Below are 21,840 nucleotides of genomic sequence, written 5' to 3' on the forward strand. Positions count from 1 at the left end.
GTGAATAACCATTATCCTTCCTCTGTAAATTTACACAAATACTTATAAAATGTAAACATTTTTTATTATCTCTTTATATTATGTAAGCAATGTGAAATGGCACGTTAACGCCTGATACGCCACATTGCCGGCACTAAAAATCAGCTTCACCATCGAAACTGAGGCCAAGTTTTCCAAGTATGGACTTTGGAACATAAGCCTCTATAAATATGCCATCGTCCAGATATTCCTCTGTCTGGATCTCACCATATTTGTGGATAAGTCCTGTGAGTCCTGCTTCAGAATATGCAAATGTATGCCTTATATATGACTTCTGATTTCTGAGTATTTCCTCTATCGCACTGGCAAGCTCCGGGAGTCCCTGTCCCGTGGCAGCCGAGATATACAGAGTCTTGTCCGCTCTCAGATCGCGCACACCCACCAGATCATCCTTTGATATTCTGTCTATCTTGTTGAATACAGTTATCACAGGTTTTCCCGAGTTCTCTTCTATCTTGAGCTGCTTTAATGTGCTGTACACCGTCTCTATGTTCTTATCCCAGTTTTCATCCGATGCGTCCACAACATGAAGGATGACATCACAGTATTTTGCCTCCTCCAGAGTGGAGCCAAAAGCCTCGACCAGATGATGCGGCAGCTTCCTTATAAAACCGACCGTATCGGTGAGCAGTATATTCTGTCCGCCCGGCAGCTTGTATCCTCTTGTCGTAGGATCAAGGGTCGCAAATAATTTGTCTTCCTGTAATACTCCTGCCCCCGTGAGTGCATTCAGCAGGGTCGACTTGCCCGCATTTGTGTATCCGACTATGCCCACAACCGGCACAGCGCTCCTCTGTCTCTGCTTTCTCTGCTGGCTTCTCTGAGATTCAACGTTCCTGAGCTCCGCCTTCAGTCTGGAGATCCTGTCCCTTATGACTCGTCTGTCTATCTCCAGCTTCTTCTCTCCGGGTCCTCTCGTTCCGATTCCGCCGCCCAGTCTCGACAGCGAATCTCTCATTCCAACAAGTCTGGTGGCTCTGAACTTGAGCTGTGCAAGTTCCACCTGCAGCTTGCCCTCGTAGCTTCCAGCATGTGCTGCAAATATATCGAGAATGACCATTGTCCTGTCCATAACCTTTATGTCCAGTGCGTCCTGAAGGTTCATCAACTGTGCCGGTGACAGCTCGTCATCACAGCACACTCCTGTGGCGCCCAGCTCATATATCATCTCCCTGAGCTCCTCAACCTTTCCTCTTCCCAGATACAGGTCATTTGCAATGCGGTCCCTGTTCTGCACCAGTCGTCCCACGACCTCGGCTCCGGCTGTGTCTATGAGCTCCGTGAGCTCGTCCAGGGATGCCTGTATCTCCAGTGAGACCTCTTTCTGTGTATATCCACCTGTATCGGCGGCAAATATGATTATCTTTTCCTTTATCTTCTCTGCTTCGAGATCATAAATCGTACTTTTCCTGTCTGCCATGATCCACCTCTACTTTTCAACGGTGACTGTGACTGTGTGATAGGATGATCTGTTACCGCTGCTGTCCTGCGCACAGCACACAACTGTATAGCTGCCCGCCTTAGACTCCATCTTGTTAACAGCCACGCATATAACGTCCTGTCCAAGACTTGTGAGTGCCTGTCCATCCAGAGTCTTGCCATTGCCATCTGTGGCCACTCCTGTCCTTATCAGTGTATCACCATCCTGTGCGTTCACATAAGATGCAACAAGCTCTGCAAGCTCATCAGCCTGTCCATTGTAACTCTCCAGCTTTATCTCCACAGGAACCCTTGTTATAACAGGGGCTTCATCATCCTCCACTGTTATCTCGATACTCTTCCATATCTCCTTGCCCTGATCTGTAAAGCTGTACTTTACTGTATATTTCCCCAGCTTCATATTGTCCACGGTTCCCTCAACCTTCAACTGGTCCGTTACATCCTCACGCTGTGAATTGAAGGCCCATATTCCCGCCATTGTGTCATAGTTCTCGCCCTGGTTTATGCTGTGGCTCTCCGCACCGTATATCACGGCTGTTCCTGCGGTCGGATTCTCCTCAACCATGTCTGTCGGGTCCCATCCGGTCTCATCAGTGTTATCCAGTCTGGTCACCGGCACAGGTCTTCCAAGTGGTCCATAGTAATTACTGTCAAATATATCCACATATGTTCCGGCCTCACAGTTCTCGTATATCCATTTGGTATCTGCAACACACAGTCTGACGCATCCCAGTGATGCCCCTGTTCCAAGCTTGTTGAATTCCCATGTCTCAAGAGAATCCTTTGTGGTGTCAAGATATGGTACGGAATGGAACAGAGTGTCACCGTCTATCTGTGACACATACTGGCCATAACAGTTGTCAAACAGTGCAAGCCAGTCCCACTTTAGCTGTATGTTGAACAGTCCGACTGGAGTTTCTCCCACCGGTGATACCGAACAGCGCATGGCTTTAACCGGAACGGTGTAATAACCTGTGGCATCCAGCTTATATATAGTAACTATATTTTCCTGTCTGTTTATCTTGATGGCATACGGACAGCCATTGTCCGCCAGATCCTCACCATTATAATTCTCTTCCTGCTCCGTCTCCGGAACCGCTATGTCTGTACATTCCACAGTTCCCTGAACCTTGAGTTCCGCAGCCTTTTCTGTTGTTGCTGCTGAGGCATCGCCATTCGTATTATCACTGTCCGTCGATGTTCCTGTGACAACCGAGTCCTTTTCATTACGATTATCCAGTTTACTCTTAAGTCTGTAGTTTTTCACAGCAAGGCCTATGACCAGTCCCAGCAGAATGACGCCCACTGCGTATAACGCCATTCTCTCGAGCTCCGCATGTCTCTTCCTGTTACGCTTATTTTTTTGTATGTTATTCTTTTCCATATTTTCCATTTCTTTCTATAATATATGTCAAATGTTAGTATGCACAATCAAGCAATTTTTAATCGTTACACTTTAACATAACATTTTATATAACAAAATAAAACATTTTTCTTTAAAATTAAGCAAAAACCACATTGACTTTATCGCGAACTGTTGTACAATCGAATATCAGGCGCAAAAAAATAAGGAGGGTTATTATATATGAAAGATCTGACAGTCGGAAAACCAATGAAAGTCATATGGTTATTTGCTGTTCCTATGATACTGGGACAGATCGCACAGCAGTTATACAGTTTTACAGACTCAGCCATCGTGGGCAACTACGTAAGCTCACAGGCACTCGCCGCGGTTGGCGCAACCTCAGTCATTTCGAATATGATAATAGGCTTCCTCAACAGCGGAACCATGGGACTTGCCATCCCTATAGCCAAATACTATGGTGCAAAGGACTATCACAATATGAGAAGATGTATCGGTGCATCGGCCATCATGACACTGCTGGCATCCATTGTCCTGACAGTTCTGAGTCTCATATTTATAAGACCTATCCTGGTACTTCTCAAAACACCGGACGACATACTGGATATGGCAGCAAGCTACGTTATAATCATAATCGTTGGAATCATATTCTGTTCATTATATAATCTGTGCGCCAACATACTGCGTGCAGTCGGAGACAGCAAGACGCCTCTTATATTCCTCGGTATATCAGTTGTACTCAATATCGTTCTGGATCTTATGTTTATAAGGGCATTTGACATGGGAGTACGGGGTGCAGCCATCGCCACCGATATATCACAGGCACTGGCGGGCATACTTGCCCTGATCTATATACTTGTGAAGGCCAAGCATCTGATTCCGGAGAAGGATGAATACTCCGTAGAGAAGAGTGACCGGTCAGACCTCATACAGTCCGCACTTGCCATGGGATTTATGAGCTGTATAGTGAACATCGGAACGGTCATACTCCAGAGAGCCATCAATGGACTCGGAACTGATATAGTAACCGCCCACACAGCGGCAAGAAAGATATTTGATATCCTCATGTTCATGTTATATATAGTAGGAAATGCCGTGACGACATATGTAAGCCAGAATATGGGCGCAGGCAGATACGACCGGGTACATCAGGGTGTGAGGGCTGCGATCATCATAAACACGATCATAACCACTGTCATGATAATATTCGGCTGGCTGCTCAGCCCGGCACTTATAAAGCTGGTTGCAGGTACATCTGCCAGTGCCATCATAGATCCGGCCGTGAGATATGTAAGGATCGGCGTGACGTGCTTCTATGTACTTGGTCCTCTGTTCGTCCTGAGATGTGCAATGCAGGGAATGGGCAGGAAGATCGTTCCGGTCATGTCATCCACTATAGAGCTGATCGGCAAGGTACTTGCGGTTATGATCCTCACTCCAAGACTTGGATATCTCGGAGTTACCATCACAGAGCCTATCATCTGGTTCTGCTGTACACTGATGCTCTCCATAATGTATCTCACAACCCCTGTGGAGAAGCTTGTTGAGAAGAGACGTGCTGCAAACTGATATTGCATACAAATATAAACCAACAAATAAAGCCCCACTGCCGGTGGTCTTCATCAACGCCGACAGCGGGGCTCTTTGTATGGCTAAAATGAGTATTACTTCTTATCCTTTTTGATAACGATATAGCCTGCACCAGCCATGATAAGTGATGCTATCATTATCGCAAACATTACGTCTACAGGTGACTTATCTCCTGTATTTACCACGTTCTGTCCATTTCCACCTGTGCTTCCATCCGTTGTTGCTGCTGTGGTAGCCTCAGTTGTCTTGTCGTCATTGCCAGGCTTCTCAGTTGTTGGAGCCTCGGTAGTCTGATCCTCTGTGGTTGGATTCTCTGTGGTTGGAGCCTCTGTTGTTGGATTGGCCTTACCCGGATCTGCCTCATCCTTCTTAACCAGTGACTTATCTGTTATGATAAGTCCATTCTTGTCCACTGGATTCTTCTTGAGCATATCATCTGTGAGCTTCACTGCCTGGATTCCATCAAAGTAGATAGTTGAGTCAACTGTCCACTTGCCAGTGTGATCCTCCGGCACGATCGAGTTGCACCATACAGCAAATTTGACTATATCCGATGCATCGAGTGTACCACCCTTCTTACCCTTGAATGAGCTGAATGGAATAGTAACATACTGTGCCTTTGTTCCCTTTACGAAATCTGTGAGGTATACCTCAAATTCCTCGCCGCTTCCATCTGTGATCTGGATCACAAGTTTCTGTCCCATACCGTCCGGCTGTACCCACATCTCAAGCGCATTATACTTTGAGAAATCATTGTTTGTAAGCTCTGACTTGATCCTTCCTGTCCACACCTCTGATCCATTTGTCTCAAGCTTATACTTGAACGCACCGCCGTATGTGCCACCGTTCTTATGAGTCTTGTCAAGAACAAAGCTTGAGCTGCATCCTGCGGCTGAGTTAGATGTGTATGTGGAATCCAGAAGTCCGTCGCTTCCTGAATAGTACTCGAAGTCCTCGATGACATTTGCAGGAGCCTTATCCTTGGCCTTTCCAAGGCTTATGTGTGACAGCTGTGCGAGCTGCTCGCCATCTGCCAAGAGTGTGATGGTTGCTGTATCTGTCTTTCCAAGCTTGCTGAGATTCTTCTCTGTAAGATCAGCCGTGTAAAGTGTTGGCTCTGATCCTGCAGCGGCAATCTCGGCTCCAGCCTCAGCGTTGAGTGTAAGCTTAACACCTGTATCAGGATTGTTGATAATGAACTGAACCTTTGATGCATTCTTAACACCAGCCTTGAGTGTTGTCGCCTTGAGGATGGTATCTCTGTCAAATGGATATACCATATAACCCATCTGGTTAGTGTATGTATTTGCAGATACTCCTGCAAGGGTTCCCATGTTACTGTAGAATCCTGTATCGCCACCAAATATTGATGAGTCGTCGTTGTAGTACTTTATGAAGTCATTTATAAGCTCCTGTCCATGTGTGTCGTCATACTTATATGGAACGTAGAAGTTGGTATCTCCGAAGTTGGCCCATACGAGGTAGTATGGCATGTTGTTCTTCTTCGCAATGTCGTTGACTTCCTGATACCAGTTCTTTCCTGAAGCCTCTGTTCCAACCGGATTGCCCTTTACGAGAAGTCCCTCGTTGTCTGAACCATCCTTCTTCATGACTCTGACACCGCACTCAGCGATGGCTGGTATCTTGCCCCTCTTTGCAGCTATTGATGACACGATATTACATGTTGTATCAAGACTGTCAAAGAAAGAATTGTCTGCAGCTGCAGGGTACGAATTGTAATCGTTGTAGTAGTCAAATGCAAGGATATCTACATACTCATCGCCTGGATAGTATGACATGTAAGCTGCCTCTGATGTGATAGGTCCGTTTGGCGAGTATACCCAGAGAAGGTTGTGTACACCGCTCTGCTCCATGTAATCCTTGGTATATCTGTAGAGAGACTTGTATGTCTCAGCTGTGTTCATTGATCCCCACCAGAACCAGCTTCCTGTATTCTCGTGGAATGGTCTGATCATGATAGGTATTCCTGCAGCCTGAAGCTGTGATGCGTAGTCTGCGATCACATCGAGGTAAGCTGTAAATACCTCATTGTACTCTCCACCTGGGAGAATCTGCTTTACTATGTCATTTGACAGATCCTTGGACTCTGAGAAATCACATCCGTAGAAACTGTATGTTCCATCCGAGTTCTTCACTATCTTGGAGCTGGAGAAGTTTGGCATATGCATTGACAATGACACGATCGCACCATTTGCCGCTGCAGTCTTGCTGTATGCCACTGAGTTTGCCAGTGCCGAAGCCACGTCTGAACCGCCTGCCTCCGAGCCTGTAACTGCCAGTGAGTCGATTCCGAACACACCGCTGACCTGTCCAGTCACATCATATACATCACCGAGTGACGCCTGTGGATTTACGCTTCTGCTCACATCATTCTGATGTCCGAACAGAACCTGATCGCTGTTCATGAGCGTATTCAGGTATGCCGCAAGTGCCTTTGCACTGTCTGCAGCATTCGCATCACTCACTCTAACTGATGATGGCATCTGTGAAAGATCCGCTGGTGAACCAGCACCAGGAGTCTCTGTTATCTCAACAAAATTCTTTGTTGTATCTGCCTGTGACAGAACAAGATTATCAAGATATACATTGCCCTTGAAGCTTGTGCTGCTTCCTATGATTCCTATTGTCACATCTGTGAGTGGTTTATCTGTCGGAGTAAATCCCATAGTAACTGTAGCCTTCTTTAATCCATCGCCGATATCCTCTGCATCATCGTCAATGGTTGTATCTTTATTTATTATTCCATTTGCAAAAAACTTGATCTTGCTTCCCTTGAGCTTTGCCGGGTAGATGATATCCACACTGAGCTGGTTGTACTGGCTCACATCCATAGCCTTTGTAGGAACACACTTAACCTTTGCCTCACTCCAGGAGGAAGTTGAATCTGCTGAGTAGTCAACAGAAACCTTAAGTCTCTCATTTGCACTGTCATATGATATGTCAGGTGTGGCAGTACCTGCCTTGTTGGCTGCATCGCCGTGCTTGTATGCATATCCGGCCTCTGTGCTCCACTTGTCATAATCCTCAGCCGATGAGAGATCTGAGATCACAGCAGGATCTCTCTGCTCAAGTCCGCCGCTGCTCTCCTTAACATCAAGTACCTTAACGTTGCTTATTGTGATCTTGCCAGCATATGCTGAGTTGGAATTGTACTGGAATACGATCTCCTGCACATTTCCCACCTCTGATACATCAAATGCAAATGATATATCGCACTTGCCATCGACAAAGTTCTCAGCCTTGATGAACGGATAGTCGCCTGACTTGACGTAATCCCAGCTGTCGCCTGTCTTCATGGCACATGCAAGCTGTATCGCGTTATATGACCCGTCTGACGCCTCGGCACCATCAAGTCCCGTTGCATCTGCATCAAGTGTAACTGTAGCTGTGAGCTTTGCCTTTGCTCCAACTTTGACATTGTCTACTGTAGGAATATCTGTATAGCTTCCTGTATCATTGCTGGCAAATGCCTTGTCTGTCCACTTTGCATCGCTCGCTGTGTCAAACACAAGGCTTGCATCTGCAAAATTTCCAACCTCAGTCTCTGATGTTGTCGGCTTCTTGCCACTCTCTACCTTGTCAACTGCAACGCCGCCGATGAGAACCTTTCCTGTAAATGCTGAGTTTGCATTGTACTGGAATACGATCTCCTGAACATCGCCTGCATCCACTCCGTTAAAGTTGAACTCTACGCTGCACTTGCCATCTGTAAGGTTCTCACTCTTTAAAAATGGATAGTCATCTGACTTGACATATGTCCAGCTATCGCCTGTCTTGATGGCACATGCAAGCTGGATCGCATTGTACGATCCATCTGATGCCTCGGCACCATCAAGGCCTGATATATCGCCGTCGAGAGAAACTGTCGCTGTGAGTTTCGCCTTTTCACCTACAGTTGCCCCCTCTATTCTCGCCATGTCGGCATATGTAGCGCTGTCATTGCTGGCATACGCTTTATCTTTCCATGTCTTATCTGAAACAGCGTCAAATGTGAGAACTGCATCTGAACTGCTCCATACTGTATTGTCTGTGATCGAAGGTGCTGCCACACCTGTCACATTTCCTGTTGCTGATGATCCGCCACCTGGCTCTTCTCCACCATCAGGCTCCTCTCCTGAATCATCACTCTGAATCTCTACATCAGATATTGATATTGTTCCAGTATATGCAGAGTTTGAATTGTACTGGAATATTATCTCGTTCACAGCTCCTGTATCCTCCACATCAAATGCAAATGATACCTGTGTCTTGCCATCTGTAAAATTTTCCGCTTTAAGGAATGGATAATCATCAGACTTGGTGTATGTCCATCCATCGCCAGTCTTGATTGCACAGGAAAGCTGGATCACATTATACGTTCCGTCAGCAGCCTCCGCACCATCCAATCCTGAAAAATCTCCATTAAGTGTTACATTTGCCGTGAGCACAGCCTTTTTACCCACAGACACATCATCGATCCTGCCTAACTCTGGGTATGTACCTTCATCATTGCTGGCATAAATTTTATCTGTCCACTTGGCATCTGCGCCAGTGTCAAATACCAGTTTGTCTGTAGTGATGCTCCACGCCATTTCCGCAGACGGCTCTGATGCATCAGCTGAGACTATTGCCCCTGCACTTCCCCAGAATGAGCCAACCATTGCAACTGCACATGTCACAGCAACAAGTCTTGTTCTAAATCTCACCATATTCCTTACCCTTTCTTTTTTGTGATATTCCTCCACTTTACTCACCACGAACAGCCTAATTCGTGATTAATATTTATACATATACTTATATTAACTCATTTTTTAATTGTTGAACATGTCATTAATTACCGAATATTTAAGTTGTTTTTTATTGCTTTTGCACGTCATATTAGTCAATAATTTAAGTTATTTGCAATTAATATTAGTTTCTTGTTACCGCACGGATTGTTACTGCTCGCAGAGCGGGTAATCAGTGGTTTAACACACGTTGTAATTAATACATAAAAAAGCCAGCTGGCATAATACCAACTGGCTTTATATTAGTTTATTCATTTTTTAAATATTGAAGTATCTAATCAAAATATCTGAATGTTTCCACACATGCCATTGATTCTTCCACTATATTATAAATATCTATGAAAAAATTCGTTGTGCCTAGAGATTAAACTTACCGGAATATCAACTATCAGGGTACGAATTGCATCTACTCATAACATGCACTGCATGAACTTGTATATGTACCAACCTCTTATAAGCACTGGTCTTGCGGTATGTGATATGACCTGATGCCCTTGAAACACCACTCATATCTTGTGTTTTGAACAATCACGATGGATCAAATCTGGTATCAAATACCTGCGTCCTGGCACTTCAATCATGCTATATACAGCATCTGCATGTGGACTGATTCAAGATTTATCTTAAAGGCATCTCGTGTGGAAACAACTTCCCAGTTCTGAGTTACCATCATGATAAAAATGTTCTTCAATTGTCTCCAACGGAACCTCCTCCTTTCGTGAACTTGTACCACGGATCTCTGTTTCCTGCGCACCATGTGTAAAGTCTTTTTCACGATTCTATAAATCTCTGAGATAACTTCGTACATGTTACGTGTCACGGGTGACAATCTATGGTGTGCCATCTGTATCTTTTTCAAATGGCCGTTCTTTAATGTACCTTTATTATACATGATGCAAGGCAAATCGTCAACATATTTTTTGACAATTTATTAATTTTATTGTCATTGTTGTTGCGTTTTACCATCAACTTGTCTTTTATGTATATAATTGTGTGAATATTATACACATTTTATCTGTCCATCTTCTATCCTTACGATACGATCGGCCTGATCTGCTATATTTCCATCGTGAGTAACCATAATTATAGTCTGTCCATCTTCACTCTGCAGTTCTCTAAGCAGTCTCAGGACTTCTTTTCCTGATTGAGAGTCCAGATTTCCGGTAGGTTCATCGCAGAGCAACACTTTTGGTTTGTGTATGAGCGCTCTGGCTATCGCAACCCTCTGCTGCTGTCCACCGGACAACTGTGACGGATAATGTGTCAGTCTCTCTGAAATTCCAAGTTTTTCAGTAAGCTTATCAAAGTACTCCTCATCTACCTTAACCTTATCTATCATCATTGGCAGGAATATATTTTCCTTTGCTGTCAGCTCTGGCACCAGATTGAAGAACTGGAATACGAAACCTATATTTTTTCTGCGGAATTTTGCAAGCTGTGCATCTGAATATCTGAGTATATCTTCATCATCATAGAATATCTCTCCTTCTGCCTTTGTATCCAGTCCGCCCATCAGATGCAGCAATGTTGACTTTCCACTGCCTGATGTTCCTATAATCGCCGTAAATTTTCCATACTCAAATTCCACGTTACAGTTGCGAAGTGCATGAACAGCATTTGTTCCTTCACCATACGTCTTATTTAAATCCTTTATCTGAATCATATGCATCGTCCCCCTTACTCTTTTTCAGCCAGATCATCAATTATCTCTTCCGATTTCTTCTTATGAATGACCAGCACCGTAATAATCGTCGAAATCACAACAAGGAATGTTCCTATCAGTACCAACGCTCTTCCCACAGGGACAACAAATATCTCGCTGTCGAATAGAAATACATGCTGGAGTCTCGTTACCTCTTTTATAACATCTGCATCGACGTTCCATAAATCTGTCTCCGGCCAGTTGAACATGTTTAGCGCCTGTTCGTACTTGTAGCGCAAAAGCCATCTCATGCCATACACCATACCGGCTCCGACAGCACATGATACCAGGGCATTTCTTATGTTATACCATATAAACGTCATGTTCCATGAGTGCTTCTCCATTCCAAGAGCCCGCATGATCGCCACGTTCCGCCTGCCATTCTGGTAACGCATGGTGACAAGTTCCCAATATCCCCATGCCGCCATGATAAGAAGAATAAAGAACAGACATATTGTGCTCGCATACTGTGATATATATGCCTCACGATACTCCTTATCACACTCATCTATCGTTCGTATCCTGAGTTCCATTGAAGAGTCCAATATGTCAGCAAACCTGGATACAACTCTATCAATATCTCCCCTGTTGCTTAGAGATATATATGTAACGTCATAACATGTCTTAAACATCCCAATACTGACTGCTGTGTCCTGTGAGGCTACTATTGCATATCCATACTGTGAAGCTCTGTCAAGACCTGCGTACAATATCGGATCGCTCTCCTTTGTGGTCTCCGGAATCACGATTATCGCATCCACGATTTCAACAGTCTCCTTGTATTCGCCTTTTCCGTTCACTGTCATTGTATGCATTACATCGCCTATCTTATATGGCGACTCCGCGGTCATTCCGTCATATTCATATTCAACACACGCCACACCATTTTCATGGGTACCTATTGACCCCTCTTTTACATATTTATCCAGCTTTCTCATTCCGTTATCATCCAGCCATATCGCTGGAACGTTGAAATAAAATCTATCGTCTGCATGATAGAATTCTTCTGTATCTTCCGGAAACTGGACCTCCGCCTGCCACAATCCATCCGGAATATCCTCGTCATTTCTATCATAAAATATATCAAAGCCATCGTTTGTGGAGAAACTCTCTATTGACTTTACTTCGTTCATATCCGCAATGCTCTTGCGCCCATCCTCAGTAAGTCCTGTATCTGTAAGCAATACTCCACCAGTAATCCCCGACCCCTGATCATAAAGGCATATATCTACATCACTGGTTTCCATATCCAATTGTCCATATGTATAATATGTGTCTCTGTCCAGATCATCATTGTGAAAATATCCTTTTCCCTTGCCGTCCATAGAGCAGAATGCGTAGCACATCACCGCCGCAAACAGGATCAGGGCAACAGACAACATCTGCATTATATTTGCAAATGGAATACCGGAAACCACCGATTTGATTCTCCCGAATGATCTCACACGATCTCTTCTTATAAGTCTTCTTGATTTTATATGAAGGTATATATAAAAAAGTAAATATCCAAGAGTAAATGTACCTGTTGCACACACAACAGAGATTACAAATGGATTTTCTGTAATCTGCTGTACACACCACTCCACTGTATAACCGCGCAATTTAGGCAGCCTCAGCAAACGACTTTGAATCTCGAGTATGACCTCATATACAGTGATTCCAACGACTCCACCGCATATCACTCCTGAAACCAGCAGGATTCCCCATTCCAATATATGTATCCAAGCCACTTTCATCCGGCTGGCTCCTATATCTCTCACGATATCCAGGGATTTCTGCCTCTCGCTCATAACAGTTATCATCACGCCAAACAGGGATATAGCCGACAAGATCACAGCAATAACACTGAAATATAGTATTCCCTGGACAGAGTCCGACAGATAACTTTCGCTGTTAAGCTTCTCGTTTCCAAGGGTAATGTTGCAGATATCTTCTGCAGCCGATCTGCTGCGGCCGGATCTTGGCCATATTCCAGTTTTGTCATAATAATCCTGCGCAAACTCTTCCATAGCGCTCTCCGACTGCTCTGTTATCTCGTCATCACCATACAGTGAGACAGCAGTATATACGAATGTATTCTCATCCAAATCACAGTCATCCCGCCACAGATATATAGTTGGCATCTGTACTTCCGAAAGGTCAGATCCCCAGTCTACTCTGTTCTCCTTAAGATCTCTTCTGCTGTCTGTACACAATACACCTGTGATAGTAAACGTAATCTGTCCCACATGTCTACCTGTTCTCAACAGATATGTATCATCCAAATCGTAACTGTCAAATGTTACTTCCTTTCCAACATACGAGTCAGGATCAACAGTAAAAAACATATCCTCCAACACATAATCGTACACTGCTGCCTCCCCGGTTTTTTCAGGGAATCTTCCCGACGAAAGCTTTACATACTCAAGCTCCTCTGCCGTATCGTCAATATATGTACCATATGTATACTGTGTTTTGTCATTTCCCAGCTTTCCACATATAGCCGTACGCCCGATCATGCTGACCCTTTTGTCTTGTGACATCTCCTCATATGCATCACTGCCAAGATTGCTATACAGGTAAAATGTCTTACTACTTCCCCGCAGCTTGTCATCATACTGCCGTCTACATTCTGTTCTCTCCATCAAAAGTGCAATCAACAGGAAAGCCGTTAATATCACTATCGAGGTAAGCATGCTCGCAAACTGCTTTTTATGATATCTCCAGTATTTTGTTATCAGAAATAAGTTTGTTTTCATATGTCCCCCCCGCTATACACAATTAGCCCCGTCAAATTATGACGGAGCTATATTTCTATATTTTTAGCACATTCTTTATAATATCAGCATCTTACCCTGAACGATCCTGCAGTCCTATAATTTGCGCCAGTCGGTTCAGTATAAAAATAATATGTTTTTCCTTTGCTTACTCCAAAAGTTGTTGAAAGTGAAGTACCTGTGCTCCCTTCAGCAGGCGGATATATAATCTTTGCTATATTTCCACTGGAATCCTTTACTGTTATTTTCACTTTTCCTTTCGTTGAAGCATTATATATCAGTGTCATAGTTGTACCTGCCGTTGTTACATGTCCTACTTTAGTATAACTAGTGCAATCATAGTCATAATAATATGATGCAACCGCTCTTGCAACACTATTATTTTCTACAGCTAGCTCTTCTGCCATTGTGGTCTCGCTCTCCCCCGCAAGTGCACTCACCCCAGGCATACATGATATCGTCATTACCGCTGTCATCACGCATACAATCATTCTCTTAAACATCCTCATATGCATATCCTCCTAAATTCAAATTATTGTCTACTTTTTTTAGCAAACTCTTCTAAGCCATCCGGCTCCTTCGGCTGATAATATCTAGTCTTGCATCCTTCCACAACAAGTGGGGATATTACCACTGAGCATGCACATAATAATCTTCCTGCCTTGACAAGTAATTTTCTCACAATACATATCCTCCTTTCTACTGCTATACAATCGACAACTATGTTTATAAGGTTATTATAAATGCATTTTTCGACTATTTTTTCAAAATGGACTAATTGGTCAAAATTAAGGAGTGAACGGTAATTTATTACCACATACTCCTTAATTTTGACCGTTTACTCCATTCCTATTGCTACATACGTCACTCGTGCTATCATTAACTTTACTCATTTGATATCAATATTAGGGAGAGTATTTTATGATTAATTATATATGTTTGAAGATTTCTAATTACCTTATCAAAGAAAAAATAATTACAGATAAAGAAAGAAATATATATTCCTACCTTTTCTCATGTGTATTTGAAGAAATTATTTTTGACCTTATAACACTTGCCACAGGGATTATTTTTCATAGATTAATTACATCTGTTCTATTCATAATAATAACTATGCCATTGCGCTATTTTGCAGGTGGCTATCACGCATCAACACCTTTGCGGTGCACCATCTTGTCATATGGAATCATGATAATTGTGGTATTATTTCCACAATTATCATTTGAACATTCAGAAACTATTCAAGCAATCATATTTTTTGTCTGCATTGCCATAATTATGATAGTTTCACCTGTTGATACAGAAAATAAAAGATTTAACATCTCAGACAAAATCAGTCTACAAAAGAAAGCCAGGATTACCGTAATATTAATATGTGGAATCCAACTTATATTATGGTACAATAAATCCAATCAGCATACACAAACTATTACATTGTGTGTGTTAATATGTACATTAAGTTTACTTGCAGGATATATAAGGAATATAAAAAATGTCTCTTAAAAATATTAATATAGCAATTTGTGACGATGAAGTATCATCAATTTATTCAATAAAAAAATACTTGATTTCATATCAAATACAATTTGATATCGACTGTGAAATTCACACTTTTACAGACAGTTCTAAATTTTTGTCTTCATTTGAAACAAACAAATACAACATTGTATTTCTTGACATTGATATGCCAAATATGGATGGTTTAGAGATTTCCAAACATATAAGGAAAAAATATTCAGATGATGTATACATTGTATTTGTGACTTCATATCCAAGCTATATGCATGATAGCTTTCAGGTTCATCCTTTTCAATATCTTATAAAACCTGTTTCCTACAATATTTTTCAAAATATTATGTCTGACCTTTTAACATATATGCAAAGCAAGAACAATATACGCATAGTAGTAGATACATATAATGAAAAACTTCTTGTAAATGTGAATGATGTAATCTACATTCGTACAAGCAAGAGCCAAAAACTCCATCTTATTTATACACTACGCGATTCTCAAATAATTGGTCGTGGAGCGTTATCATCATTGGCAACCTCTCTTGCTGAACATGGATTTATTTTAACCAATCAAAGCACTCTGGTAAATACAAAGCATATAACCCACTTTAACGATAAGTTGTTAGGTCTTGATAATGGAGACGTAATGAATATTTCTAGAAGAAACCTAAAAAAATTCAGAACTTTTTTTGCAAAGCAAATCATCTCAGATATGAAAGGGTAAATACAATGGACATTATTTTTGATATTATGCCAACGCTTTTATACAGTGCAGATATGTATATATTTTTTTATGTTATATTCAACGACAAAAGACGATTTAATTATAACTTTATTTTTGGTATTTTTATAATCTGGGGAGTTGAAATGCTACAAAATATTATTGTTCTCCCACTTTCCGGAGATGTATCCATGAAAACAACTGTTATGAGAGTTTCTCTTTCCTTTTTATTAACTACCATTCTTTCACTTTTATTTACTGCCACAATCACATCAAGATTATTTACATCTATTTCCTTTGTGACAATTACTATGCTATGCGAAAATATGTCATATTCAACTATAAATCGCTTTCTTGCAACAAATATTGAAAACGACACAATCCCTGTTGCCGTTTTCAATTCTGTTTTTTCTCTTTCTGATTTTTATTGTCTCATATTTGTTCTGCTTGTTACAATTATATTTAGAAAGATTCATATATCACTGTCAATTATTGATATTTCAGCTATTGTGGTAATTCCTGTCATATCTCTCATAATTTTAATAACCCCTGATATATTTGCCTTTAACAAGACAAATCCTCGAGCTTATAGCAATCTTATAAATTTACTGCTTACTATAAATATTGTTAATTTCTTCCTGATCAATGAAATATCTAAAAAGGAAGAATTACAAGCGCAAACAGAACAATTATCAAGACAGATTGAATTCCAACAAAACAAATACGTTCAACTTGGAGAGGCTTATAAAAGTCTCCGCAGTTTTATGCATGATACAAATAAACACTTTATATATATACAAAATTGTATAAAAAATAAAAATTATGACGCAGTCATTCCTTATACTAATGATACTTTAAACGATCTCAAATCCAGATACTGTTCTATAAACACAGGCAACCTGGTAATAGATTCATTTGTGAGTAACCTGAAAGAAGTGGCTGACAAATACCATATAACTCTTGATACAAGTATAAAACTGAGTACTACTCAGATACCTCTTACAGATTATGACCTGACTATAGTTTTAGGTAATCTTTTCGACAATGCCATAACCGCATGTAATGATGTTGAAAATGCGGTAATTACAGTCAAGCTACAAACTATAAGAAATACATTCACCATTTATGTTGAAAATTCTTATAATGCTTCGAAAAAACATTCTTCAGACAATGATTTTGACTTTATCCATGGATATGGTCTGAAAAATGTAAAAAATTCTGTAGAAAAATATAATGGTTTCTGCATAATAGACCCGCAAAACTGCTTATATGCTGTAACTTGCATCATTCCACTCAACCAAATAATATAAAAACAAGACTGTATCTGTATTGCAATAGCACATATGTATTCATATTTCTAAAATACATGCCACTGGCAGCTTCTCAGATACAGCCTTGTTATATAATTTCTTTTACTGGTGGTAATAGCTCAGGAAATCAGCCAGCTTTGCTGTTGCTGCCTTGAGTATCTCCATATTCGGAAGATATACTATTCTGAAGTGATCCGGATCCTTCCAGTTAAATCCCGTTCCACATGTGACGAGGATGTGCTTATCCCTCAAAAGATCAAGAGCGAACTGTTCATCATTTGTGATGTTGAACTTCTCCTTGTCAAGTTTCGGGAATATGTAGAACGCTGCCTCCGGCTTAACCACACTTATTCCCGGTATATCACAGAGTGCTTTATAAATATACTCTCTCTGATCATAGATCCTTCCTCCAGGCAAAAGCAGCTCATCTGCACTCTGGTAGCCTCCAAGACAGGTCTGAACTATACTCTGAGCAGGAACATTCGAGCAAAGTCTCATGGATGACAGGAGGTTAAGTCCCTCTATGTATCCCTTCACATTGCTCTTGTTTCCACACAGACACATCCAGCCAACTCTGTAACCTGCAACTCGGTGAGACTTGCTCAGTCCGTTAAAGCTTATGGTGAAAAGGTCAGGTGCCAGTGAAGCCAGAGCCACATGCTCTTTATCATCCATGACAAGTCTGTCATATATCTCATCAGCAAAAAGGATAAGCTCATTCTCCCTTGCAACCTGAACTATCTGCTCAAGAACCTCCTTTGGATAGAGAGCTCCTGTAGGGTTGTTAGGGTTGATGACTACGATTCCTTTTGTTCTTGATGTTATCTTTTTCTTGATATCTTCTATATCCGGATACCAGTTGGACTGCTCATCACAAAGATAATGAACCGCTGTTCCTCCTGCCAGGTTGACAGACGCCGTCCACAATGGATAGTCAGGCATCGGGACAAGTATCTCATCTCCCGAATCAAGCAGTCCCTGCATGGACATGGTGATAAGTTCGCTGACTCCATTTCCTGTATATATGTCATCGATTCCCACATTTGGAATATTCTTCAGCTGGCAATACTGCATGATCGCCTTTCTTGCAGAGAAAAGTCCCTTTGAATCCGAATATCCCTCGGTATCTCTGAGGTTATATGCCATATCCCTTACAACTTCATCAGGTGCCATAAGTCCGTGCGGTGCAGGATTTCCTATGTTCAGTTTAAGGACATTTACCCCTTCAGCCACCATTCTGTTTGCCTCGTCCATAACAGGACCTCTTATGTCGTAACACACATTGTCAAGCTTTGATGATTTTTCGAATTTTCTCATGATACACACTCCTTTATATCTCTTGATCCCTTGTTGTCTGTGTTTGCTGATCGTTGGTTTTAACTTGCGTTTTCTTCGAGATTACTCCGCATCTGCCGATGCCCGCGAGCAAGCTCACGCATCGCAGCCGCTTGTCACCCTGAAAACGCAAAATAAAAGCCCTAAGCATACTTATAATATGCTTAGGGCGAACTTTCTTGTCCGTGTTACCACCTAAATTCAGGAACTTATTCCTGCTCTCAGCCGACAGCCATCACTATCGTTGTTCCTATAACGTGGAACCTTCCGTTGACCACTACCCGGAAAACTTTCGCGGTCACAGCTCGGGGACTGCTTCCTTAAGGTGTCCTATAGGCTCGCACCAAACGCCTACTCTCTGAAGTGACAGTGACTTAAGTACTCCTTCCTGTCTTTGCCTTTATCTGATTTTTAGGATAGCATTCTGATGTCGTGTTGTCAAACAGTTTTTTTATTTCATAAATGCACACTCATCCTCGTTACAGAGTATTCCCTCTGGATTGTACATATTCATATGGAATACATGGCCGCTGTCAGGATTGTTCTGTCCATACGCTTTTGTGATATGTGCAACTCCAACTTTGTTCAGCACCTCATCCAACGCTTTTGTATGTGATGCCAGATCATCATTTACACTGTACATGAGATACGCCTCCGGAAACTCAGCATTTACATAATCAAGCTGATCCATAAACAGCTTGTATTGTTCCTCAGCCACAGCATATGCCTGGCTTATTTTCTTACTTTCACATTTTTCAGCTTTGTCGTGTGAACTTGTTTTTCCGTCACTATTCTGGTCATCATCCACATCATTTCTCAGATACCATGCGGATATATTGTCATTTCTTTCTGCCATCTTGTATGCACCACAGTTAAGGCATACCTTCTTAGGCAGTAGGTCATATGTGAAGAAATCAAGCTTTGCCCTGTAATCGCTGTTTGATGCTATGATGCAATAATTTGCCGTGAGCTGTGCCCCCGCCGAATCACCGACCATGTAGAGATTGTCCATGTCTATTCCAAGTGTCTGCGCATTCTCATGGATATACCGAATGAGATACGCCACATCCTCTATAGCAGCAGGATATTTGTTCTGCGGTGACAATCTATAGTTGAAGTTCACCACCACATACCCGTGCTCCGCAAGAAGGCAGCTATAGTGGCTGTACAGTTCCTTGTCACCATAGAACCAGCCTCCGCCATGCACGCTCACTATCACCGGATATTTTCTGTTTTCATCTGTCATATACGATATTGGAACGCAGAGATCCATGTAGCTGTTGGATGTATAGCTTGCAGAATCCACGTCTGCGGCATCCCCGGAATCGGCAAAGAATATAATGTTCCTCTCTACACCTTTGTTCCATATTTCAATCAGCTCATTGAAACGGACCTCATCAAGCTCCTTTTTGTAATCCAGATTCTTTATCTGTACAACATTTGCCGGATATTCAAGCCCTCTGTCTCTCGCCGCATCACTTGCTTTCCAGGCGTGACGCATATTTACCCATGCCGGAAGATTCTTGTCCACCGCACCTCGGCTGAATATCTCTGCTACGTTCTTCATCATTCTTTCTCTGTCCATAATTTCCTCCATTATTTTAATCTCTGTGCTGTATCCTGAAATAGTCCAGGTACTTTTTAAACTTATCCTGCGCAGTAAGGCAGGTATCCCGCAGATATCCTCTTTCTCTATTCCATTCTGAAAGTCCTCTATAGTAATACCATTTGAGATCTTCATCTATGATAAATGGAACTATATCATATTTCAGACACTCCTTGAACAATATCAGCCTGCCAACCCTGCCATTGCCATCTTGAAACGGATGAATACTTTCAAATTCATGGTGAAAATCCAGAATATCATCTAGTGTCTTTTCATTGAGCTTGCGGTATCTTGCAAGGAGATTTTTCATTTTCTCTGGAACTTCTTCCGGCAAAGCCGTATCATGACCGCCCACCTCATTCGGAACTTTCTTGTAATCTCCCACCGCAAACCATTCTTTTCGTGAGTCCTGAGTTCCATTCTTGAGAATCAAATGCAGCTCCTTTATCATTTTCTCACTTAATAAGTTCTTTGCATCATCGATCACCAGATCTATACACCTGAAATGATTGGTCGTCTCGACTATATCGTCAACATTTATCGCCTGATCACTCACGCCTATAGTATTTGTCTCATATATATACCGTGTCTGATCAAGACTGAGCCTGCTGCCCTCTATATGATTGGAATTGTAAGTGAGATCCACCTGTATCTTATGATAAATGCCACCTTTAATTCCATTTTTTTTCTCTTCTCTCAGCACAGTCAGCAGATCCCGGTTCTCTTCTCCCGCAGATTGACGCATTGGTTTCTGCGCAGAATCCGGTATATTCCACGTCTTTCCCGTCAGAAAAGCCCCAGGAATCTTATCATGAGCGCAGTAATTTCTAACGGTTCGTTCTGACACATTCCATTTTTTTGCAGTCTCTGCAACTGAAATATAACCCATGAAAATCCCTCCTTTTACGCAATGGGCTTTTATCATCTGCACAGTGTTTTGTATATAGATAGTATATGCCGTTACCGGCAAGAAATCAACTTTTTCAAAATTTGAAATCGGTCATTTCTTGCCGATAACGGCATATCTTACATTACTCATATATAGGTTCAAAGTCGTCTGCTCCGTGTCCACACAGGGGACATACGTAATCTGCAGGGAGCTCACTTCCCTCATATACATAGTTACATATCTTGCAGCGCCATCCCACTATCTTCTTATCTGTCTTAGGAGGCTTGTCTGCCTTTGGCTTTACATGTGCCTGATAATCAGCATATGTGAGAGGAGCCTTGTCTGACAGCATCTTTGCATCAACCACCTCCGCGATGAACAACGTATGTGTTCCGAGATCGTGACTCTCAACAACCTTGCCGCTGATTACTGCACATGCATACCAACCCATGTATGGAATTCCATTGATATCCTCCGGCATCTTTATGCTCTCGAACTTGTCCACATCTCTTCCCGACTGGAAACCGAAGTGCTTTATCGAGTCAAATGTACACTGCTCGTCAAGTACACTGAGGGCAAACACACCACTCTCCTTGAGCAGATCACATGTGTAATTCGTGTTGAGAACCGATATCGCAACCCGCGTTGGATTGTTCGCCACCTGTATACAGGTGTTGATGATGCAGCCATTTGCCTTGTCGCCCAGCTTTGTGGACAACATGAAAATCCCGTATGATAAACTGTAGATCGCCTTTTTATCCATGATAATAACCTCCTTGTCAATCATAAT

General features: G+C 42.0%; 15 protein-coding genes and 1 other annotated feature. Of the genes, 4 read left to right on the forward strand and 11 right to left on the reverse strand.

Annotation, left to right across the window (positions count from 1 at the left end; all coding sequences use genetic code 11):
- Positions 1 to 133: 133 nt before the first annotated feature.
- Together hflX and DWX57_RS06295 are read right to left on the reverse strand one after the other, a co-directional pair.
- Positions 134 to 1,459: a GTPase HflX gene (gene hflX, locus DWX57_RS06290; RefSeq protein WP_117875320.1), complete on the reverse strand. Its 1,326-nt coding sequence runs from the start codon at positions 1,457 to 1,459 to the stop codon at positions 134 to 136.
- Positions 1,460 to 1,468: 9 nt separating this feature from the next.
- Positions 1,469 to 2,863: a L,D-transpeptidase family protein gene (locus tag DWX57_RS06295; RefSeq protein WP_120123253.1), complete on the reverse strand. Its 1,395-nt coding sequence runs from the start codon at positions 2,861 to 2,863 to the stop codon at positions 1,469 to 1,471.
- A gap of 201 nt (positions 2,864 to 3,064) precedes the next feature.
- Between DWX57_RS06295 and DWX57_RS06300 the strand changes: the two genes are divergently transcribed.
- Complete coding sequence (locus DWX57_RS06300; RefSeq protein WP_015534375.1) at positions 3,065 to 4,411, forward strand: MATE family efflux transporter; 1,347 nt, start codon at positions 3,065 to 3,067, stop codon at positions 4,409 to 4,411.
- Positions 4,412 to 4,506: 95 nt separating this feature from the next.
- On the opposite strand, the gene DWX57_RS06305 is transcribed toward DWX57_RS06300, so the two are convergent.
- From DWX57_RS06305 to DWX57_RS14100, 5 genes are all read right to left on the reverse strand, one after another.
- The gene (locus DWX57_RS06305) at positions 4,507 to 9,141 is read right to left on the reverse strand and encodes a glycosyl hydrolase (RefSeq protein ID WP_120123254.1); all 4,635 of its coding nucleotides are present in this window, start codon (positions 9,139 to 9,141) and stop codon (positions 4,507 to 4,509) included.
- Between the two features lie 1,078 nt (positions 9,142 to 10,219).
- Positions 10,220 to 10,888, reverse strand: coding sequence for an ABC transporter ATP-binding protein (locus DWX57_RS06310; protein WP_055271992.1), 669 nt, complete (start codon positions 10,886 to 10,888; stop codon positions 10,220 to 10,222).
- A gap of 8 nt (positions 10,889 to 10,896) precedes the next feature.
- Positions 10,897 to 13,659, reverse strand: a complete 2,763-nt coding sequence (locus DWX57_RS06315) for an FtsX-like permease family protein (protein WP_120123255.1) — start codon at positions 13,657 to 13,659, stop codon at positions 10,897 to 10,899.
- Positions 13,660 to 13,742: 83 nt separating this feature from the next.
- Positions 13,743 to 14,186: a hypothetical protein gene (locus DWX57_RS06320; RefSeq protein ID WP_120123256.1), complete on the reverse strand. Its 444-nt coding sequence runs from the start codon at positions 14,184 to 14,186 to the stop codon at positions 13,743 to 13,745.
- A gap of 23 nt (positions 14,187 to 14,209) precedes the next feature.
- Positions 14,210 to 14,359, reverse strand: a complete 150-nt coding sequence (locus tag DWX57_RS14100; RefSeq protein WP_158547594.1) for a hypothetical protein — start codon at positions 14,357 to 14,359, stop codon at positions 14,210 to 14,212.
- A gap of 239 nt (positions 14,360 to 14,598) precedes the next feature.
- On the opposite strand from DWX57_RS14100, the gene DWX57_RS06325 reads away from it, so the two are divergent.
- Genes DWX57_RS06325 through DWX57_RS06335 form a run of 3 tightly spaced genes read left to right on the forward strand, consistent with a single transcriptional unit; the run spans position 14,599 to position 17,220 of the window.
- Complete coding sequence (locus DWX57_RS06325; protein WP_117549850.1) at positions 14,599 to 15,180, forward strand: accessory gene regulator ArgB-like protein; 582 nt, start codon at positions 14,599 to 14,601, stop codon at positions 15,178 to 15,180.
- Positions 15,170 to 15,913, forward strand: coding sequence for a LytR/AlgR family response regulator transcription factor (locus DWX57_RS06330; RefSeq protein ID WP_120123257.1), 744 nt, complete (start codon positions 15,170 to 15,172; stop codon positions 15,911 to 15,913). Before DWX57_RS06325 ends, DWX57_RS06330 begins: the two co-directional genes overlap by 11 nt.
- 5 nt (positions 15,914 to 15,918) lie before the next feature.
- Positions 15,919 to 17,220, forward strand: coding sequence for a sensor histidine kinase (locus DWX57_RS06335; RefSeq protein WP_120123258.1), 1,302 nt, complete (start codon positions 15,919 to 15,921; stop codon positions 17,218 to 17,220).
- Positions 17,221 to 17,322: 102 nt separating this feature from the next.
- On the opposite strand, the gene DWX57_RS06340 is transcribed toward DWX57_RS06335, so the two are convergent.
- The 4 genes from DWX57_RS06340 to DWX57_RS06355 form a co-directional block, all read right to left on the reverse strand.
- Complete coding sequence (locus DWX57_RS06340; protein WP_055146066.1) at positions 17,323 to 18,537, reverse strand: aminotransferase class I/II-fold pyridoxal phosphate-dependent enzyme; 1,215 nt, start codon at positions 18,535 to 18,537, stop codon at positions 17,323 to 17,325.
- 180 nt (positions 18,538 to 18,717) lie between these two features.
- Positions 18,718 to 18,959, reverse strand: a binding site (T-box leader).
- Between the two features lie 47 nt (positions 18,960 to 19,006).
- Positions 19,007 to 20,140, reverse strand: a complete 1,134-nt coding sequence (locus tag DWX57_RS06345) for an alpha/beta hydrolase (protein ID WP_120123259.1) — start codon at positions 20,138 to 20,140, stop codon at positions 19,007 to 19,009.
- Positions 20,141 to 20,156: 16 nt separating this feature from the next.
- A complete protein-coding gene (locus DWX57_RS06350; RefSeq protein WP_120123260.1) occupies positions 20,157 to 21,050 on the reverse strand; it encodes a Fic family protein in 894 nt (297 codons plus the stop codon).
- 142 nt (positions 21,051 to 21,192) lie between these two features.
- Complete coding sequence (locus tag DWX57_RS06355; protein ID WP_117549860.1) at positions 21,193 to 21,813, reverse strand: flavin reductase; 621 nt, start codon at positions 21,811 to 21,813, stop codon at positions 21,193 to 21,195.
- Between the last annotated feature and the right edge of the window lie 27 nt (positions 21,814 to 21,840).

This window comes from Coprococcus sp. AF19-8AC (assembly GCF_003603115.1).
Lineage (GTDB): Bacteria > Bacillota > Clostridia > Lachnospirales > Lachnospiraceae > Coprococcus > Coprococcus aceti.